Consider the following 19,399-nt stretch of genomic DNA (forward strand, 5'->3'; position numbering starts at 1 on the left):
TAACTCGTGCTGTCAGAATTGGCCTAAACTTCTTTCCGCATCTGCGCCCAAGGGTTGCCTAGGACAACTGCATAGGGTAAGCATCGCCAGTCCTGTCAAGATGGATCCCATACTGATCCCCCTCCTTTGCCAGATTAGATCTATTGCCAGATTAGATCTATTCTTCCTCAGCCAATAAATAGATGGAGGCATAGTCCCCTCCTCTGCCGATTTCTACTGGCGTCATGTAAGGATTCTGTTACAAAAGCCCCGCCTCTGTCGGCAGAATTTATAACGAAACGGAGATATTTAAGCCGGGCTCGACTCGACGGGTGATTTTCCCAGCTGAGGGGGAGAATATTCTTCCTAACACCGTAAAAAGGAGCCTTAAACTAGTTTGCTTGTCCTAGTTGACGGAATTTTGAGGGTGCCCCAACGGATTTTTTTCGTCGCTTTTTTACTCTTAAACTAGGCATTTAAGCGGATCTCGGCTTCACCCCCACAAGTTGGGGTGGTACATCCCTGGATATTGCAGTTAAAATTGAAAAGCCTTGGCCCCGTTGATGTATTCCTCTAGATAGAGGCGGTGGCTGGCCTAGGCTGACAGCTCCGGTGCGTGGTGCCAACAGCCTAACTGCCTCAGCGCTACCACGACTCCGCCCAAAATTAGATCCGCACTTTTTCGGATGTGTGGGCATCTATCAAAAGGAGCTGTTACTCTGATCACAGTCTTTGTCTTTAGAACTCAAGGAGCACGAGGATCGCGGCATGACCCAAGCAAATCATCTGCTCGGCACTATCAATCCTGAAACTGAACTTGACCTGCTGGTCGACGGTAATGATAGTGACGAGAACTTTGCCGATCAAGATGACGAGGCCGGCGCCGACGAAAAAGCGCCCAAGGGGAAAACAACCCGCCGCCGTACTCAAACCAAAAAGCGTCACTACACTGAAGACTCCATTCGCCTCTACCTGCAAGAGATTGGTCGCATTCGGCTGCTGCGGGCTGAGGAAGAAATTGAGCTGGCCCGTAAGATTGCCGACCTGCTCAAGCTAGAGCGCATCCACGACGAGCTATTTGACTCCCTTGAGCGTGACCCTTCAGATATCGAGTGGGCAGCTGCCGTCAGCCAAGATGAGGGAGCCAACTACACTGTGGCTAGCTTCCGTCATCGGCTGCATATCGGTCGCCGAGCCAAAGACAAAATGGTGCAGTCTAACCTGCGTCTGGTGGTTTCGATCGCCAAAAAATACATGAATCGGGGTCTTTCCTTCCAAGACCTAATTCAGGAAGGCAGTTTGGGCCTGATCCGCGCCGCCGAGAAATTTGACCACGAGAAGGGTTACAAGTTCTCCACCTACGCCACCTGGTGGATTCGTCAGGCCATTACTCGGGCGATCGCCGATCAGTCTCGCACCATTCGCCTGCCGGTGCACCTTTACGAGACCATCTCTCGCATCAAAAAAACCACCAAGCTGCTCTCCCAAGAACTCGGTCGCAAGCCCACCGAAGAAGAGATCGCCACTCGTATGGAAATGACCATCGAGAAGCTGCGGTTTATTGCCAAGTCGGCTCAGCTGCCCATCTCCCTTGAAACCCCCATCGGTAAAGAAGAAGATTCTCGCCTCGGCGACTTCATTGAGTCTGACGGCGAAACCCCTGAAGATCAGGTTTCTAAGAGCCTGCTGCGAGAAGACCTCGAAAGCGTGCTGGGCACCCTCAGCCCCCGTGAGCGTGACGTGCTGCGTTTGCGCTATGGCCTTGACGATGGTCGCATGAAAACTCTCGAAGAAATTGGCCAAATCTTCAACGTCACCCGCGAGCGCATTCGCCAGATAGAGGCCAAAGCTCTACGCAAGCTGCGCCACCCCAACCGCAACAGCATTCTCAAAGAGTATATTCGCTAGATCTAGGGCTTGAATATAGCCAAGGCTGACCCAGCTTTGAGCTGACAAAAAGGCTACCGCTCCGGTGGCCTTTTTTATTGTCTAGGAACTGAATATCCGAGGGGCTAATACCCAATCCTGCTTGGCTGTCCCCGATTTAGCAAGACGCACGGCGGCGCACCCTTGCAGGTTGGCCGATTGAAAGCGGGGGTTGTGGAATTCGGATGCAGCATAAGACCAATTTCAGTAACAAAGGGCACCGCCGCATTTTGGTTTCCTCCCGAGAGCGCAGGCCCTGCGGCTCTAGGTGAGAGTATTTTCTTGCGCAGACATCTCCTCACGCCCTGACTAAATGTTTGTTGCCCATAGTGGACAGAATTTGGTTCAGTTGGTACACTTGTTCCATGAAACAATTCAAAGCCGTGGCTTAAATCCCTATGGAATCCCTCACTACTGCTCAACAGGAGCTCTACGACTGGCTGGTCGAATATATTCGCGCCAATCAGCATTCTCCCTCCATTCGGCAAATGATGCGGGCGATGAACTTGCGCTCTCCCGCCCCCATCCAAAGTCGTCTAGAGCATTTAAAAAATAAGGGCTACATCGAGTGGAGCGAGGGAAAAGCTCGCACTATTCGAGTGCGGGATGATCTGCGTGGTGTCCCCATCTATGGGACTATTGCCGCCGGTTTTGTCAGTGAGGTGTTTACGGATACCGTGGAGCGTTTAGATCTTAACGGGCTACCGATCCAAAACGGCGACTATGCCCTGAAGGTAACTGGTGACAGTATGATTGATGCCATGATTCAGGATGGTGACGTGGTGATCATGCGGCCGGTGAAGGATCCTCACGGTATTCGTGAGGGCACTATCGTGGCGGCCCTGGTAGAGGACAGAACAACCCTCAAGTATTTTCACCGTCAGGACAACCAGGTTCAGCTCAAGCCCGCTAACCCCAGCTATCCGGTCATGGAGTTTCCTGCGGATACGGTGAACGTGCAGGGGAGACTGGTGGCTGTGTGGCGCGGTGTAGACCCCGACTTTACGGTCTAAGGTGAGGTGATTTCCATAGGCTTCTTGCCGCTGCTGCCTTGGGTCGCAGCGGTTTTTCGTTAGCTGCTGGTGTCTCCGTCAGCTTCGGAGGCGACGGACTGGGGGAGATGGTTGAGACGATCTAGGCAGGCTACTAGGGTGGCCCGCACCGACTCATGGGTATATTCGTCGTCTGGGTGGGGTGCTTGGCCTGGCTGTTGAAAATGAGGGCGGCTGTCGTAGATCTGCCCCCAGATGACATCGGCCTGGCGTACCAGTTCGTAAAGGGTTTCGGGCGATCGCAGGACGGCTTCGATCAGGTCTTTAGCCGCTTCCAGGGGATTGGTCATATGGCGGCTGAGGCGAGTTTCATCGTCCAGTAGCCACCGTTCTAATACCTGCTGGAGGGCACCTGGGCCATCTTGCAAAGACGATTTAAGCGCTTCCTGAGCGCCGTGCTTGGCCTGCACCAGAGGCGGTATGGGCGAGGCCCCCTTCATAAAATTGCCAGCCTCCTGGCCAATGGCATCGGCCAGGGTAAACGGACGGCTCAGGCGAATCTCCTGCTGGATATCAGGATTTGAATCTTGAGGCTCAACAGCCATGGCTATCAGCTTATTGAAGAACAACCGAGCGCATACTCATCCACCCCCCACCCATCCACCTCTTCATTCAAAGGTTATCTAGGGCAAGTGCTTTTGCAGGCGCTGGAGAGTTTTGTACATTTCTGGTAGGCGGCGATATACCGCTGAAGCTTTCAGAAAAACCCTGTGGGGTAGGGCTGGAATGCCAGTCACAATTTCGCCGGGAGCTACATCGCCGTGGATGCCGGCCTTAGCGGTGGCGATCGCCCCATCGCCGATCACAGCCTGGTTAGCGATGCCCACCTGGCCCGCCAAAATGACCCGGTTGCCAATAGTCACACCGCCAGCCATACCCACCTGGGCGGCCATGGCTACGCCTTCGCCGACCTGGCAGCCATGGGCGATATGGACTAGGTTGTCGAGCTTGGTGTTGCGGCCCACGCAGGTGGTGCCCACGGCGGGGCGATCGATGGTGCTGTTGCTGCCCACCCGCACCCGGTCTTCAATCACCACGTAGCCCGATTGATCCATTTTCTCCCAGCCGGCGGCGGTGGGCACAAACCCAAAACCCTCGGCTCCAATTACCGCGCCGCTGTGGATGGCGCAGTCGGCCCCGATCTGGGTGCGCTCATGGATTGTGCAGTTGGCGTGCAGCACGGTGCGATCGCCCACCTGCACCTCGGGATAGAGCACGACGTTGGGATGTAGGCAGACCCCGTTCCCCAGTTTGACGTCTGCCTGAACCACGACGTTCGCGCCAATAGACACGTTCTCACCGATCGCAGCGCTGGGGTCGATGACGGCGCTGGGATGAATGCCAGGGGCGGGCTGGTAAGGCTGATAGAACAGGGCAATGGCACGGGCAAACGCCAGGCGGGGATCAGGAGTGCTCAACCAGGCTAGACCCCGCTCGGTAGCCTGGGTTTGTAGATCTGGGTTCTGAGGCAAAATCAGGGCGCTAGCCTGGGTGGTGGCGATAAAGGCGGCAAACTTGTCGCCTTCGATATAGCTCAGCGTGCCAGCGGAGGCCTGATCGACGGCGGCGACCCCAGAGATCTCTGGATCGTGGGCGGGGTTGGCGGAGAGGCTAGAGGCCGCAGTGATCTGAACTTTGTCGGCAATGGTGCTGAACTTCATAGGAGCTGGGAGAAACGCCTGAAAACCAATCTGGCTTTTACGCTACCAGAAATGCGACGCATTCGACGTGGGGAGTCTGGGGAAAGAAGTCGGCGGGCTGGGCCTTAGTTAGGGTGTAGCCGCCTTCCTCGCGCAGCACCTTGAGGTCGCGGGCTAGGGTCGCCGGGTCACAGCTCATGTAGACGATGCGGGGGGGGCGAAGCTCGATTAAGGCGTCGAGCACGGGGCGATCGCAGCCCTTGCGGGGTGGGTCAAGCACCACAATGTCGAGTGGGTCGCTGAGGCTGGCGGCGGCATCGATCAGCAGAGCACCCACATCGCCGGCGCGAAACTCGACATTGTCGATGCCGTTAAACCCGGCATTGGTGAGCGCCTGGGCCACCGCCTCGGCCTGCACCTCTAACCCCATCACTCGCTTGGCCTGTTGGGCCAAAGGCAAAGTCAGGGTGCCCACGCCGCAGTAGGCGTCGATGATGGTTTCGCTGCCGGTGAGCTGAAGCTCATCGAGAATTACCTGCAAGACTCGCTCTGCCTGCTCGGTGTTGACCTGAAAGAAAGTAGTGGCGTGGATCTGAAACCGCAGGTCGGCAAAGATCTCTTCGATATAGGGGACACCATCGATCACCAGGGTTTCGGCCCCGAAGATGGCGTTGGTTTTGTCGGGGTTGAGATTGACGCAGACGCCGACTAGATCGGGGTAACGCTCTCGCCACTCTTGGGCCTGGAGCTCAATATCTTTAAGGTTGGGCGCGGTGGAAACCAGGGTGAGCAACTGCTGCCCGGTGCGGCGACCCACCCGCAGCGCTAGGTGCCGCAGTCGCCCCTGGTGCTTGGTCTCGTTGTAGACCGACCAGCCCCGCTCCTGAATGTCGCGCTTGACCTCTGCCAGCAGGGGATTCAACCGTTCATCTTGCACGGGGCACTGGTTGAGGTTGACTAGCTTGTGGCTGCCCTGGCGATAGTAGCCCGCTTTGACTTGGCCTTCAGGCGATCGCCCCAGGGGGTAGGTGGCTTTGTTGCGGTAGCCCAAGGGCGCTTCAGTGCCCAAAATTGGCAATACGTTTGGCTGCTCAAACCCACCAATGCGGGTAAAGGCCGCCACCACCTGCTGCTGCTTGGCAGCCAGCTGAGCCGGGTAAGCGATCGATTGCCACTGGCAGCCGCCACATTTGTCGGCTACGATGCAGGCCGCCCGAATGCGATCGGGGGAAGGTTCGAGCAGCTGCTTGACCTGGGCCCGCCCGAAGGTGGGCTTAGCTTGCACTAGCCTGGCCCGAACTTTGTCTCCCGGTACGGTGTTGGGCACAAACACCACTCGCTCCTGCCAGCGGCCCAGGCCGTCACCACTGCTGGTGAGGTCGGTAATGTCTAAATCCAGGGTTTCTCCCTGCTGCCACTGATCCACGGTGTTGCTCCCAAACAGTTAATACGGCGAATGCCGCCTATCGACTGTAGCAAGGGAATAGGACAGATGGAGAAAAGCCGTGACGTAATGCAACCGAATTGGTTGGGAACATAGATACCACACACCCTGGCTGATGTAGATTTCGCTAGGACTGGTTAATGAGTGCCGCAACCTCCTGTCTAAGGCGATCGCCCATTTCATCTTCAGCGACATCGAGGTCGTAGTCCATTTGCAGGCCCAGCCAAAACCGGGGCGACATACCAAAATAGTGAGCTAGGCGTAGGGCCGTATCGGCGGTAATGCGCCGATTGCCGTGAACAATCTCATTTATGCGCCGAGCAGGCACCCTCAGGGCCAGGGCGATTTGGTTTTGGCTCAGACCCATGGGTTTGAGAAATTCTTCTAGCAAAACTTCGCCTGGATGCACTGGTTTGAGCTTGTCTTCACCCATAAAATCTCCTCAGTGATAGTCCACAATTTCTACATCAAGTGCTTCACCGTCTTGCCAGCCAAAGCAAATTCGCCACTGATCGTTGATCCGAATGCTGTATTGGCCAGCCCTATCGCCGCTGAGGCGCTCTAGCCGATTAGCGGGTGGAACCCGAAGATCTTGGAGAGTTTCGGCACGGTTGAGCATTCGCAATTTGCGTAGGGCTACCTGCTGAATGTCCGATGGCAGCCTGCGGGAACGCTGCCGCTCAAAGATTTTTTGAGCTTCTTTATCCTTGAAGTTGCGAATCAACGTATCAAGCTTGTGAGCATGCCACCAGTGTATGACGACACGCGTTAAGCGCCAAGGGATAAGCTCACATTATCACCTGCCTTGCAGGCAGCCTGGATAACACTGAGGCTATTGCTTTGAAGCCGGGGAGTGCTACGCGGGAACCGACACAACCCGAAATCCCACATCGCCGTTAGAGTAATCCTGTGAGCAGTAAGTCCGAAGTGTCGAGCTACAGTAAACAGGATCGAGGGCAAATGAACCACCGCGTAGCACACGCCAATGTTGATTGCCGCCTGCCATCCAGGCCGAACTATCAGAGGGGGCACCTTTATAGTTAGCGTGCCACACATCCTGGCACCACTCCCATACGTTGCCGTGCATGTCGTGCAGGCCAAAGGCGTTAGGAGGAAAGCTGCCTACGTCTGTTGTTTCTGATCGAAACAGCCCTTTAGGCCCATCCCCGTATGCATAGTTGCCATCGTAATTGGCTAACTCTGTGGTGATCGTTGGTCCATAGTGAAAGGGTGTTGTCGTGCCTGCTCGACAGGCATACTCCCATTCGGCCTCGCTGGGCAGACGATAGGTCTGCCCCGTCAGTGCCGACAGATTCTCACAAAACGATACGGCAGCATCCCAAGATACTTGCTCAACCGGGCGATTGGCTCCCTGATGATAGGATGTGTTTTCCTTTACAACAGCTTCATACTGGGCCTGAGTGATTTGAAAGCGTCCCATTAGGAAACTGGGTGTGGAGATAATTCTCTCAGGACTTTTCCCATTTCTGCGTCCTTCCGCATCCGGTGGTGACCCCATTACAAACTTCCCGGCAGGAATAGCCGCCATATCCAGGCCAAGGCCATTGCCCAGGTCTTGGCGAAAGACGGTCCCTTGCCTTTGCTGACGCTCAATAACGTTCCCCGTTTGATTGATCCTGACGGATTGAAATTCAACTATGCTCAGGGCATTCGGGCTTACCCCTAGAGAAGTAGCCATCCGTTCTTGCGCTTGGCGCTGCCGCTCAGCACTTAATACATCTACCACTCGGCGAATGCCTTCTTCCACGTCAAAAAAGGCTTCCGCTTTGTCTTCCCAACGGGTGACGGGCTTGCCATCTTTGGGCAACACCTGTAGGTGTTTGAAGTCGCTATATTTCCAGCCACAGGGTTCCAGAATAATGGGGATTACCCTGGCGGTGCCGTCGTAGTGGCGCTGCACGGCTCGCTGCATTTCGGTTTCGTAGCAGTAGTCTGAGGCCAAAAAGTGGCGGGTAATCAGTAGCAAGACGATGTCGGCTTTTTCGAGATTGTTTTTGATCTCGGTGGCCCACTCGGCCCCGGCCTCGATGTCGCGGTCTTGCCAGGTGCGAATTTTGCCCTCCCGTTGCAGCAGCTTGAGATGATAGTTCACCAACTCATCCTTGAGCCCTTCGTCGCGGCGCGAGTAGGAGATGAATATGTCTAGCGCCTCGCCTGCCATGCCCCGTGCTGCCTCTGCGATTGCCCCATTATAGTTTCACCTGTTTTGCCCAGGTTCCGCCTGATGTGGCTACAGCTTGAGGTACTGGTACAGCACCTGGGCGGCGGCATCGAGGGTGGGACCAAAAGTGAGCACGCCTTCTTCATGGCCGGCCATGATCAATATGCGGGTTTGGGCCAGATCGCCCTGGTGCAGGAGCCGGTGCATTTCGTAGGCCATGGCCGGGGTGCCGTAGGGAACGGTGGCGGCAGTGGTGGGCAGCACGCCCTGGTAGCGCTGCCAGAGATCCCGGTTGTGGACGTGGACTACAGCGCCAATCTCGGCGCTGTAGTCGTATAGAGCGGCGTGGGTGAGCGACTCTGACGAGGCCTGGATGGGGCCGATGCAGTGCAGGGTGTTGCGATCGATGTCCCAGCCATCTACCAGGGTGTAGTGGTCGGCGGTGGTGGTGGCCAGGTGGCCGGTCTGGGTGCCAGAGACGACGAAGGTGCTAGGCGACAGGCGCAGGCTGATATTGCCGTAGCCGATGCCGTTGGGGTAGAGGCCGATTTGGCCGGATTGGTGGAGGCGATCGCGCCACGCAATCAGTTCCGCTAGCTGGTTCGCTGCCAGCGGCGGACCAGGCGTCCAATGGCTGATATATTTAATGACCCCCTCGTCCATCATGGGTGTGGCCTAGGACGCTGCCTGTTCTGGAAACAGGCCCAGCAGCCCCTCCTCCGAGGCTGGGCAGATGCCCCGTTCGGTAATCAGCCCGGTCACCAGGCGGGCGGGGGTAACGTCAAAGCCGTAGTTGGCAGCGGGGGAAGACTCGGGGCAGATTAGCACTGAGGTAATGCCGTGGGGCGACAACCCATCCATGTACTTGACCTCGTCCTGGCTGCGCTGCTCGATGGGGATTTCTTTCACCCCGTCCCGCAGGGTCCAGTCGAGGGTAGACGAAGGTAGGGCCACGTAGAAGGGCACGCCGTTGTCGTGGGCGGCCAGCGCTTTCAGGTAGGTGCCGATTTTGTTGGCGACATCGCCCTGGCGGGTGGTGCGATCGGTGCCCACAATCACCAGATCGACCATACTGTGCTGCATCAGGTGGCCCCCGGCGTTGTCGGGGATGACGGTGTGGGGCACCCCATGCTGGCCCAGCTCCCAGGCGGTGAGCTTGGCCCCCTGGTTGCGGGGGCGAGTTTCATCGACCCACACATGGACGGGAATGCCGCGATCGTGGGCTTGGTAGATGGGTGAGGTGGCGGTACCCCAGTCGACACAGGCCAGCCAGCCTGCGTTGCAGTGGGTCAAAATGTTGACGGTCTGCTCCGTTTGGGCATAAATCTCTTCGATCAGCCGCAAGCCATGGAGCCCAATTTGGCGACATTGCTCTTCGTCGGCATCAATAATGGCCTCAGCATTCTGACGCAGCCGTTCCACCGCCTCTGACGACGTTGCCACCGGTTCTAGCGCCCTAAGTTGAGAGGTCAATGCCCAGTGCAGGTTGACGGCGGTGGGGCGGGTCTGGCCCAGGGTGTTGGCCGCCTGGTGTAAAAAGCTGCGAAAATCTTTGACTGACAATGCTTCTAGGGCGGCCAGATACATGCCCATGGCGGCGGTGGCCCCAATCAGTGGAGCACCTCTTACCACCATATCTTTGATGGCGTAGGCGGCTTCATCGACGGAGCTCAGATCTACCCAGGTGAGCTGATGGGGCAATTGGCGCTGATCGATCACCTGCACAATGCGAGCATCATCTTGGTGCAGTCGAATAGTTCTAGTGGGCTCGCCGTTAATTTTCATAGGCCTGTCCAATCGTCCAATGGGCATTATGACAGACGGCTGGGATAGGTGCAGTGCTCATCGGCGACGCTGTGCCGTCAACTTTCACTGCGCAGTACGTCAAGGGTCTCTTGACTAAGCAGGGGTTTCAGCTCAGCCTGCACGGTTTCAGATTGATTGCCCCAGAGCATTTTACAAAATGCGCTTTTACCCTGCTGGCTAGACCGGTTAAACACGGCCGCTAGCTTTTCGCAATTGGTGGTGCCGTCCATGGTGAAACCTTATCTACGGTATTGCGTGCTGCCAGCATAGCGGCTCTAGGTACCCACAACATTACCTACGGATAAAAAGTAAAATGTCGCCCTCCTTTGGAAGAGCGACATTTATGACAGCAGATGATTTAAACCAGACCTAAGTTCAGCCTTGGAAATTATTCCAATTGATCCTAGCTTTCAGCAGAGATCAGCTCTCGCTTCTGTTCAGACTGGATGACTACCTTGCCAGCTTCGTCGACATCGACGGTGGCGGTGTCGCCGTCGCCCAGGCGACCGGAGAGAATCTCTTCGGCCAGGGTGTCTTCGAGCAGGCGCATAATCGCCCGACGCAGCGGCCTTGCCCCGTAGCTGGGGTTGTAGCCCTCTTCCACCAGGCGCTCTTTGAAGCGCTCGGTGACCTGGAGGTGAATGTTCTTCTCGGTGAGCCGACCGAACACTTCCTTGAGCAGAATGTCGGAGATCTCCTTGACCTCGTCCTTGGTGAGCTGGCGGAAGACGATGATCTCGTCGAGGCGGTTGAGGAACTCAGGGCGGAAGTACTGCTTGAGTTCTTCGTTGACCAGGGAGCGAATGCGGTTGTACTGCGACTCGGCCTGGTCTTGCTCAAACTCGAAGCCGAGACCACCGCCACCCTTCTCGATCACCTTCGAACCGATGTTCGAGGTCATGATCAGCAGGGTGTTCTTGAAGTCAACGGTGCGGCCCTTGGCGTCGGTCAGGCGACCGTCTTCCAAGATTTGCAGCAGCATGTTGAAGACGTCGGGGTGAGCCTTCTCAATCTCGTCGAACAGCACCACGGTGTAGGGCCGACGACGTACTGCTTCGGTGAGCTGACCGCCCTCGTTGTAGCCCACATAGCCCGGAGGAGAACCGATCAGCTTGGAGACGGTGTGGCGCTCCATAAACTCAGACATGTCCAGACGAATCATGGAGTCTTCGGAGCCGAAGAAGTAGGCGGCGAGGGACTTGGCTAGCTCAGTTTTACCAACCCCGGTGGGGCCAGAGAACACAAAGCTGGCGATCGGTCGGTTGGGGTTTTTGAGGCCGACACGGGCACGACGGATGGCGCGGGAGATGGCTTTCACCGCTTCATCTTGGCCGATCAGGCGCTGGTGCAGGGTGTCTTCCATGTGCAGCAGCTTCTCAGACTCGGACTCGGTGAGCTTGCTCACCGGTACCCCAGTCCAAGAGGCGACGATGTGGGCGATGTCTTCTTCGCCTACTACGGGCATATTTTCTTCGCCGCCTGCGTCTTCATTGACCTTATTCTGGGCGATCGCCCGAATTTCGGCCTTGATCTCCATTTCGCGATCGCGCAGTTCCCCGGCTTTGTCAAAGTCCTGGGAGCGGACGGCGTTGTCTTTATCTTTGAGCACCTGGCGCAGCTCGCGATCGAGCTCCTTCGCGGCTGGGGGCAGCTGGGAGTTGAGCAGGCGCACGCGGGAGCCCGCTTCATCGATTAGGTCGATGGCCTTGTCAGGCAAGAATCGATCGGCAATATAGCGATCGGAGAGCTTGGCGGCAGCTTCGAGGGCTTCGTCGGCGATCTTCAGCTTGTGGTGCTGCTCGTAGCGATCGCGCAGCCCGTGGAGAATCTCAATAGTTTCATCGACGCTAGGCTCACCCACCATCACCGGCTGGAAGCGGCGCTCTAGGGCAGCGTCGCGCTCGATGTGCTTGCGGTATTCATCCAGCGTTGTGGCCCCAATGCATTGAAGCTCGCCCCGCGCCAGGGCAGGCTTAAGGATGTTGGCAGCGTCGATCGCCCCCTCGGCAGCCCCGGCCCCAATCAGGGTGTGAACCTCGTCGATCACCAGGATGACGTTGCCCGCCGTGCGGATCTCATCCATGATTTTTTTCAGGCGCTCTTCAAACTCGCCTCGGTACTTGGTACCGGCCACCAGCAGGCCAATATCCAGCGTTACCACGCGGCGGTCTTCGAGGATATCGGGCACGTCGCCGTTGCCGATGCGCTGGGCTAGACCTTCGGCGATCGCGGTTTTACCCACGCCAGGCTCACCAATCAGCACCGGGTTATTTTTGGTGCGGCGACCCAAAATTTGAATCACCCGCTCAATTTCTTTCTGGCGACCCACCACCGGGTCGAGTTTGCCGTCGGCGGCCATCTGGGTCAGGTTAGAGCCAAACTCGTCGAGAGTTGGGGTTTTGGTACGGCCACCACTGCTGCCGGCAGACACCTCCGCCGTTTCACCCAGCATACGAATGACTTGGGTACGCACCTTGGAGAGGTCAACCCCCAGATTTTCGAGCACGCGGGCCGCGACCCCCTCGCCTTCGCGGATCAACCCCAGAAGCAGGTGCTCGGTACCAATGTAGTTGTGGCCGAGCTGACGGGCCTCTTCCAGGGAGAGTTCAAGCACCCGCTTGGCTCTGGGGGTAAAGGGAATCTCAACGGCGACAAAGCCGGAGCCACGACCAATAATCTTTTCGACTTCGATGCGCGCATCCTTGAGGTTGACGCCCATTGACTTCAAGACCTTGGCGGCTACGCCCGTGCCTTCCCCAATCAACCCCAGGAGGATTTGCTCAGTGCCCACAAAGTTGTGGCCGAGCCGACGAGCTTCCTCCTGAGCCAGCATGATGACTTTGATTGCTTTTTCTGTGAAGCGTTCAAACATGGCGGTATATATCACCTGGTGCGTGCCGGATAGGCAAATTCTAGCACAGCGATTTTTATCGGTTGTGCCCTACTAAACAGCCGGTTTACCGCGCCTCCTTAGGGCGCTCCTATGGGCCTTGAAATCGGTTGGGATCACCGCTTGTCAATGGATTGAGTCTAGAGAAAATGTGAATTTTCTCAACTTTAAAGGTTCGGTTTTAGGTTCGGTTGGCAAATGTTTTTTAGGCGTTAATCTGCCATCCCTGGCGCTCAAGGCGATCAATAGCAGCCTGACGTTGCTCACCCAGGCGATCGCGAAATTCGGGAGTTTTAAGGGAATTTTGCCAGAGAACCAGGGCATCTTCGCCATCGGCATAGTATCGGCGGCGGCGGCCCAGAGTCTCAAAGCCAAAGCTTTCATAGAGGGCCAGGGCGCGACTGTTGGAGGGGCGCACCTCCAGAGTGGCCCGGGTGAGGGCGCGCTCCCTGGCATCCATCAATAAGTTTACCAACAGCCACTTGCCCAGCCCTCGCCGCTGATAATGGGGATCAATCGCCAGCACTGTAAGATGGGCTTCATCCAAAATTGCCCAGTAGCAACCCAGACCAATGGTAGAGTCGGGGTCAACCATCGACAGCGTCGATGGCTGCTCAGCTGTCTCCTGGCTACGCTGGGGACTGTGGACCAGCATAAGCAGACAGCTATTGGGGCTGTCGATTTCGCGGGCATAGCCCTCTGCCGACCACAGCCCCCCTAAGGCAAGCTGATCGAGCGCTACTAGAGCAGCAATGTCACTGTGGCCTGGGGTATGGCAATGAAGGTAGCCCACGAAATATAGATTGGCTAGAAAAAATGGCTAGAAACTGGCACAGCCCTTAATTGTACACTGGGGGTTGAGCTGACCTACCTATGCCCCTGCCAGGAGTAGACCCACCCCTACCCCTCCCAGGAGGGGATGCTGAGTGCCATCCCCTCCTGGGAGGGGTGCCCGGCGGGCGGGGTGGGTCTTGGGTCTAGGCTGACCCACCCCTGCCTCACCCCTGAGGGGATGCTATTTCGCATTACTCACAACACAACCGATTCACAACCGATTCTCCAGCGAGTTCACCGTCCTATGGTTTCGACTTCTCCCCTGTCTGCCGCCGACAGCCGCCAGTACTTGCCCCCGACCAATCCAGAGGGATCACTGTCTCCCAACCAGCAGCTCCTGCCCCTGACGGCTACGGTCACGGCTGACCACCTCAGTGTCGGCGGTTGCGACGTGGTGGAGCTAGCCCAGCAGTTTGGCACGCCTCTCTATATTTTAGATGACCACACTCTGCGCACTGCCTGCCGTCAGTACCGCCAGGGCTTTGAGCGCTACTACCCCGGCGAGGCGCTGGTGCTTTACGCCTCTAAGGCCTGGAGCTGTATGGCGGTCTGTGCGATCGTCACCGACGAAGGGCTGGGCATTGACGTGGTGTCGGCTGGAGAACTGCTGACCGCCACCGAGGCCGGAGCATCGCCAGAGAATATCTACTTCCACGGCAACAACAAGTCCTTTGAAGAGCTGACCCTGGCGGTAGAGGTGGGGTGCCGCATCGTGGTAGACAACTGGCTTGAGCTCAAGACCCTGGGCGAGATCGCTACCAAAGAGGGCAAGACTGTGCCGGTCTTGCTGCGGGTGACCCCCGGCATTGAGTGCCACACCCACGAATACATTCGCACTGGCCACATCGACAGCAAGTTTGGTTTTGACCCCGATCAGATCGAGCCAGTATTTGAGTTCTTGCGCGGCCAGCCCCAGCTCCATTGCCTGGGCGTCCATGCCCACATTGGCTCGCAGATTTTTGAACTCAACCCCCACACCGACTTGGGCGGCGTCATGGCCCAGTGGGTGGTGACGGCCCAGCGCTACGGCCTGGCACTGACCGAGCTAGATGTGGGCGGTGGCCTGGGCATTCGCTATACCGAGGGCGATGACCCGCCGAGTATTGACACCTGGGTGAAGACCGTTTGCGAGAGCGTAGTGGCCGCCTGCGAGGCCCAGGGCATAGCGCTGCCGAGGTTGCTGTGTGAACCGGGGCGATCGCTGATTGGCCCGGCATGCGTCACAGCCTACCGGGTGGGCAGTCAGAAAGAGATTCCTGGTCTGCGCACCTACGCTTCGGTGGATGGGGGCATGTCTGACAACCCTCGCCCCATTACCTACCAATCGGTGTATCGGGCGCTGGTGGCCAACCGCATGAGTGCGCCTCTAGCTGAAACGGTAACTCTAGCGGGCAAGCACTGTGAGTCAGGCGACATTTTAATCAAAGATGCCCCTCTGCCGACGTTGAAGAGTGGTGATGTCGTTACCATTGCGGCCACAGGTGCCTACAATTACAGCATGGCTTCGAACTACAATCGGGTGCCTCGGCCAGCGGCGGTGCTGGTGGCCGAAGGCGACGCCACTTTGATCATTCGCCGAGAAACTGTGGCCGATTTACTCCGTCAAGACTGCCTGCCCGAAACCCTGCGCCCAAAAGTAAAGTCTACCTAAGCCAGCAAGGGTGGTGCGCCTTGGCCGATGTTTTGGCCGGGCTGGGGCAATCCACCGCACAGCCGCTCAGGCACCATTCTCTAACGCTGCATGAACTACCTCTGGGAGCAATGGCTATCAAACCTAAACCAGGTTAGGTTCCTGCTTCAGGCGCTCGACATAGCGCTGGTGCTGCTGCTGAGCTACGCAGTGCTGGTCATTATTGGCGATCGCCGTACCCTGTGGATGGTGCGAGGACTGATCTTTTTAATGCTGGCGGCGGCGCTGGGCAAGTTTTTGGGCCTGGCGCTGCTGGGTTTTGTGCTCGACAAGCTGGTGATTGGCTCGGCGGTGGCGATGGCCTTTATGCTCCAGGGGGAGTTTCGGCGATTGCTCGAACTGCTGGGTCAGGGTCGCCTGTGGGAGTTGTTAAGCCCCTCGCGAGAAACCATGCCCCAGCCGGACAATGTGATTGATGAAATTGTCGATGCGGTGAAGGAACTCTCCCAAAACCGCACTGGGGCGCTGCTAATTCTGGAAACCGATAAGCCCATTGACGAGCGCGACTTCACGGTGCCTGGGGTGCGCATTAACGCCGAGGTCTCCAAGGAACTGATTCAAACCATCTTTCAGACCAGTACTCTGCTCCACGATGGGGCTATGCTGGTGCGCGGGTCGCGCATCTCGGCGGCGGGGGTGATTTTGCCGATTTCTGAGCGGGTGGCATCGCGCCAGCTGGGCACTCGCCACCGGGCGGCGATGGGCATTACCGAGCGGGTAGAGCACTGTGTTTGTGTTGTGGTTTCTGAAGAAACAGGCTCTATTTCTTTGGCGGAAGGCGGTATTCTAGATCGGCCTCTGACCAGCAGCCGCCTGCGCAGCATTCTGCGGTCTAAGTTTTCTAAATCGGTAGACCGCGAAGCAGTGGCCCCCCAACTCAGAAGCCTTGGTCGGCGGTTGAGCAGCCTGGGCGGTGCTTCGGTGCTGCGTTTGTTCCGTCTTTCCTCATCGTCTCCCCGAGAGAAAAAATGACCACCAAGCCGATTGTGCATTACCCTATGCCCGCCGACCTCAAGCCCGATCGCATGCCTCAGCATGTGGCGGTAATTATGGATGGCAATGGGCGCTGGGCTAAGCGGCGGGGGCTGCCGCGCATTATGGGTCACCGCCGAGGGGTAGACACGCTCAAAACGCTGCTGCGCTGCTGCCGCGACTGGGGCATTGGGGCGCTGACTGCCTACGCCTTTTCGACGGAGAACTGGGGCCGACCCATTGAGGAGGTTGACTTTTTGATGGCGCTGTTTGAGCGGGTGCTGCGCCAGGAGCTGCTGGAGATGATGGAGGAGAACGTACGCATTCGCTTTGTGGGGAATCTGGCGGCGCTGCCCCCCTCACTGCAAGATGAAATCGACCAGGCGGTGACCCAGACCAAAGATAACCCCGGCATTGAGTTTACTGTGGCGACCAACTACGGCGGTCGACAGGAGATTGTGCAGGCCTGTCGGGCGATCGCCGAACAAGTGCAGCGGGGCGAGATCGACCCGGCCCACATTGATGAAGCGCTGTTTAGCCGCCACCTCTACACCGCTGACATCAGCGACCCCGACCTGCTGATTCGCACCAGCGGCGAAATGCGCATCAGCAACTTTTTGCTGTGGCAGCTGGCCTACGCCGAGATCTATGTGACCGATACCCTCTGGCCTGATTTTGACACCTCGGAGTTCCATCGGGCGATCGCCGCCTACCAACAGCGCGATCGCCGCTTCGGCAAGGTGAAGGGGTAGTGCAACAATAGTAGAGACAGCCTGCCCCAGCCACTATGCCGAAAATTTTCCTCTCCTACCGCCGCAGCGATAGCGAAGACATTGCTGGCCGCATCTACGATCGCCTAAAAGACCACTTCGGCAAGGACTCCATTTTCTTCGATATCGATACCATCCCCCTGGGCATTGACTTTCGCGAGTTTCTCCAGGGCGAGGTGCAGCAGTGCCAGGTGTTGGTGGCTATCATTGGCCCCACCTGGCTCGGCACCACCGATGGCGACGGCCACCGCCGCCTCGACAACACCGCCGACTGGGTTCGCATCGAACTCGAAACCGCCCTGGCCCGCCAGATCCCCATCATTCCTCTGCTGGTGCGCGGGACACAACTGCCCAAGGCCAACGAACTGCCAGCCAGCCTGCAAAACCTGGCCTACCGCAACGCGACTACCGCCCGCGCCGGTCGCGACTTCCATACCGACATGGACGTGCTGATCCGGGGGATTGAAACCCTGATAGAGCGCTTTCTCAACCCCACTACGTCCACACCTCAATCCCTTCCTGTACGGTGGGCGCCGCCCACCGCCGCGCCGCCACCCCAGAGACCCGTAATAACTCCCCCAGTAGTCCCTCAGGCCTACCGTGCAGAGCGTGTGGAGAGCTACCCCACCTTTGAGTTTGAAACCGTCACCATTACCGGTATCGAGAAAACTGGACTACTGGGGTTTGGCCAACCCAAGCTTAATCTCACCCGCCGTCGCGCCCAGGCCGAATACTTTCGCGAAGACCTGGGCAACGGCATCACCCTGGATCTTGTGAGAATCCCTGCTGGTCAATTTTTGATGGGTTCCCCAGTGGGTAATGAAAGCCCCCAGCATCGGGTCACCGTTCCAGAGTTTTGGCTGGGCAAATACCCTATCACCCAGGCTCAGTACCAAGCCATTATGGGCGAGAACCCCAGCCACACTGGCGAAAATGGTGCCAACCGCCCAGTGAATAGAGTCAGCTGGATTTATGCCCAGGACTTTTGCCATAAGCTCTCTGAGAAGACGGGGCGCACCTATCGCCTGCCTAGTGAAGCCGAATGGGAATACGCTTGCCGGGCAGGTACTACAACCCACTTCTACTTTGGGCAAACAATCACGCCCGACCTGGCTAATTACGACGGCAACTACACCTATGGCAACGGGCTAAAGGGCATTTACAGAAATCAAACCACTGAGGTAGGTCAATTCCCGCCCAATGCCTTGGGTTTATATGACATGCACGGCAACGTGTGGGAATGGTGCGCCGATTACTGGCACCCCAACTACGATGGAGCGCCCACAGATGGTAGTGCCTGGTTATCCTCTAGTGTCGATCATCGGCTGCTGCGGGGCGGTTCATACAATAGAGACCCGGAGTATTGCCGCTCGGCCTATCGCACCAGTCTCCACCGGATCGAACGCATCGCCGGCTTTCGCGTGGTGTGTGCGGCGGCGAGGTCTCTTTTGTAGAGCTTTACTCTTTAGTACTCTTGCACTATTCACTTTTTTGTCTTGACGAGGTCAGCACCCCAGTTTTTCAAAGAGGCAGGGTGCTTGGACACAGCATGAAATTTGCTAGTCATAGACCTCTCGGCGGTGCTTGATCAGCAAAATGATGACCTCTGCTGCATCATCGTCAATGCGGTAGACCACACGATAGTCTCCTACCCGATAGCGGTAGCGTCCAGCCAGTTCTCCCTTCAAAGCCTTGATATTGGGATGCTGACGCGGGTTTTGCTCTAGCGTCTCAAATGCTCTAGCTAGCCGCTTTGCCAGGGGAGTTTCTGCTGATCGATAGAACTGAGCGGCACGCTTGGTCAGCTTGACCTTATACATCGCTGCGCACAGCTCGCCAGTCGGTGAGTTCGCCTACATTGGCCTCCTGTTCAGCCGCATCTAGCTCAGCTGCAAACCCAGGAATGGCCAGCAGCTCTGCTGTGGCGTCGCTATTTTCGCGTTCCACCAGGTACGACAAAAAATCTAGCACCACCGCCAACCGCTCTTGGGACAGCTGCTCCACATAGCGATAAATCTGTTCTCGCGTATCCGATGAATTCAGCATAGACCGCTCGCCACGTAGGGTAAATCCATTGTAAAACCCTTATCAACTAGGGAGTGGACTAGGTGTCTCAGGAAGGTTCCCTGTCCAGCAAGCTCTAGCCCTCTCTAGCCCGACACTGAATTTGTCGAGGAAAACGACATTCTGACTCTGCTGCCGCGCAAGGGGTGT

18 protein-coding genes are annotated in these 19,399 nt (G+C 57.2%); 6 read left to right on the forward strand and 12 right to left on the reverse strand.

The features are described 5' to 3' along the window. The first annotated feature begins 747 nt into the window (after positions 1 to 747). Positions 748 to 1,887, forward strand: coding sequence for an RNA polymerase sigma factor RpoD (gene rpoD, locus AC0QKW_RS21150; RefSeq protein ID WP_473153083.1), 1,140 nt, complete (start codon positions 748 to 750; stop codon positions 1,885 to 1,887). Between the two features lie 416 nt (positions 1,888 to 2,303). After that, entirely contained in the window at positions 2,304 to 2,918 is a 615-nt protein-coding gene (lexA, locus tag AC0QKW_RS21155; RefSeq protein ID WP_473153084.1) for a transcriptional repressor LexA, read from the forward strand. Positions 2,919 to 2,977: 59 nt separating this feature from the next. Here lexA and AC0QKW_RS21160 read toward each other — a convergent pair whose 3' ends face one another. The 10 genes from AC0QKW_RS21160 to rimI all read right to left on the reverse strand — a co-directional run bounded on the left by AC0QKW_RS21160 (position 2,978) and on the right by rimI (position 13,712). Next, positions 2,978 to 3,502 carry a hypothetical protein gene (locus tag AC0QKW_RS21160; RefSeq protein ID WP_473153085.1) on the reverse strand — a complete coding sequence of 175 codons (525 nt, stop codon included), beginning with the start codon at positions 3,500 to 3,502 and terminating at the stop codon, positions 2,978 to 2,980. 78 nt (positions 3,503 to 3,580) lie between these two features. Continuing rightward, positions 3,581 to 4,618: a UDP-3-O-(3-hydroxymyristoyl)glucosamine N-acyltransferase gene (gene lpxD, locus AC0QKW_RS21165; protein ID WP_473153086.1), complete on the reverse strand. Its 1,038-nt coding sequence runs from the start codon at positions 4,616 to 4,618 to the stop codon at positions 3,581 to 3,583. A 37-nt stretch (positions 4,619 to 4,655) separates the two neighbouring features. Next, positions 4,656 to 6,023 (reverse strand): 23S rRNA (uracil(1939)-C(5))-methyltransferase RlmD, encoded by a 1,368-nt coding sequence (gene rlmD / locus AC0QKW_RS21170; protein WP_473153087.1) that lies wholly within the window; start codon positions 6,021 to 6,023, stop codon positions 4,656 to 4,658. A gap of 145 nt (positions 6,024 to 6,168) precedes the next feature. Then, complete coding sequence (locus tag AC0QKW_RS21175) at positions 6,169 to 6,474, reverse strand: HigA family addiction module antitoxin (RefSeq protein WP_473153088.1); 306 nt, start codon at positions 6,472 to 6,474, stop codon at positions 6,169 to 6,171. A 9-nt stretch (positions 6,475 to 6,483) separates the two neighbouring features. After that, on the reverse strand, positions 6,484 to 6,765 hold the full coding sequence (locus AC0QKW_RS21180) for a type II toxin-antitoxin system RelE/ParE family toxin (protein WP_473153089.1): 282 nt from the start codon (positions 6,763 to 6,765) through the stop codon (positions 6,484 to 6,486). 132 nt (positions 6,766 to 6,897) lie between these two features. Continuing rightward, a complete protein-coding gene (locus AC0QKW_RS21185) occupies positions 6,898 to 8,223 on the reverse strand; it encodes an SUMF1/EgtB/PvdO family nonheme iron enzyme (RefSeq protein WP_473153090.1) in 1,326 nt (441 codons plus the stop codon). 69 nt (positions 8,224 to 8,292) lie between these two features. Beyond that, positions 8,293 to 8,889, reverse strand: coding sequence for a class II aldolase/adducin family protein (locus tag AC0QKW_RS21190; protein ID WP_473153091.1), 597 nt, complete (start codon positions 8,887 to 8,889; stop codon positions 8,293 to 8,295). A 9-nt stretch (positions 8,890 to 8,898) separates the two neighbouring features. Then, positions 8,899 to 10,008, reverse strand: a complete 1,110-nt coding sequence (mtnA, locus tag AC0QKW_RS21195) for an S-methyl-5-thioribose-1-phosphate isomerase (RefSeq protein WP_473153092.1) — start codon at positions 10,006 to 10,008, stop codon at positions 8,899 to 8,901. Between the two features lie 424 nt (positions 10,009 to 10,432). Continuing rightward, on the reverse strand, positions 10,433 to 12,901 hold the full coding sequence (locus AC0QKW_RS21200) for an ATP-dependent Clp protease ATP-binding subunit (RefSeq protein WP_473153093.1): 2,469 nt from the start codon (positions 12,899 to 12,901) through the stop codon (positions 10,433 to 10,435). A gap of 223 nt (positions 12,902 to 13,124) precedes the next feature. Beyond that, a complete protein-coding gene (gene rimI / locus AC0QKW_RS21205) occupies positions 13,125 to 13,712 on the reverse strand; it encodes a ribosomal protein S18-alanine N-acetyltransferase (RefSeq protein ID WP_473153094.1) in 588 nt (195 codons plus the stop codon). 285 nt (positions 13,713 to 13,997) lie between these two features. On the opposite strand from rimI, the gene lysA reads away from it, so the two are divergent. From lysA to AC0QKW_RS21225, 4 genes are all read left to right on the forward strand, one after another. Continuing rightward, the gene (gene lysA, locus AC0QKW_RS21210) at positions 13,998 to 15,404 is read left to right on the forward strand and encodes a diaminopimelate decarboxylase (RefSeq protein ID WP_473153095.1); all 1,407 of its coding nucleotides are present in this window, start codon (positions 13,998 to 14,000) and stop codon (positions 15,402 to 15,404) included. A 90-nt stretch (positions 15,405 to 15,494) separates the two neighbouring features. Then, entirely contained in the window at positions 15,495 to 16,415 is a 921-nt protein-coding gene (gene cdaA / locus AC0QKW_RS21215; RefSeq protein ID WP_473153096.1) for a diadenylate cyclase CdaA, read from the forward strand. Continuing rightward, positions 16,412 to 17,167, forward strand: coding sequence for an isoprenyl transferase (locus AC0QKW_RS21220; protein WP_473153097.1), 756 nt, complete (start codon positions 16,412 to 16,414; stop codon positions 17,165 to 17,167). Before cdaA ends, AC0QKW_RS21220 begins: the two co-directional genes overlap by 4 nt. Positions 17,168 to 17,202: 35 nt before the next feature. Continuing rightward, complete coding sequence (locus AC0QKW_RS21225; RefSeq protein WP_473153098.1) at positions 17,203 to 18,639, forward strand: SUMF1/EgtB/PvdO family nonheme iron enzyme; 1,437 nt, start codon at positions 17,203 to 17,205, stop codon at positions 18,637 to 18,639. A gap of 105 nt (positions 18,640 to 18,744) precedes the next feature. Here AC0QKW_RS21225 and AC0QKW_RS21230 read toward each other — a convergent pair whose 3' ends face one another. Beyond that, the gene (locus AC0QKW_RS21230) at positions 18,745 to 19,005 is read right to left on the reverse strand and encodes a type II toxin-antitoxin system RelE family toxin (RefSeq protein WP_473153099.1); all 261 of its coding nucleotides are present in this window, start codon (positions 19,003 to 19,005) and stop codon (positions 18,745 to 18,747) included. Further along, positions 18,998 to 19,231 (reverse strand): hypothetical protein, encoded by a 234-nt coding sequence (locus AC0QKW_RS21235; RefSeq protein ID WP_473153100.1) that lies wholly within the window; start codon positions 19,229 to 19,231, stop codon positions 18,998 to 19,000. Before AC0QKW_RS21235 ends, AC0QKW_RS21230 begins: the two co-directional genes overlap by 8 nt. Positions 19,232 to 19,399 lie beyond the last annotated feature (168 nt).

It is taken from the genome of Pseudanabaena sp. PCC 9330, from assembly GCF_055795045.1.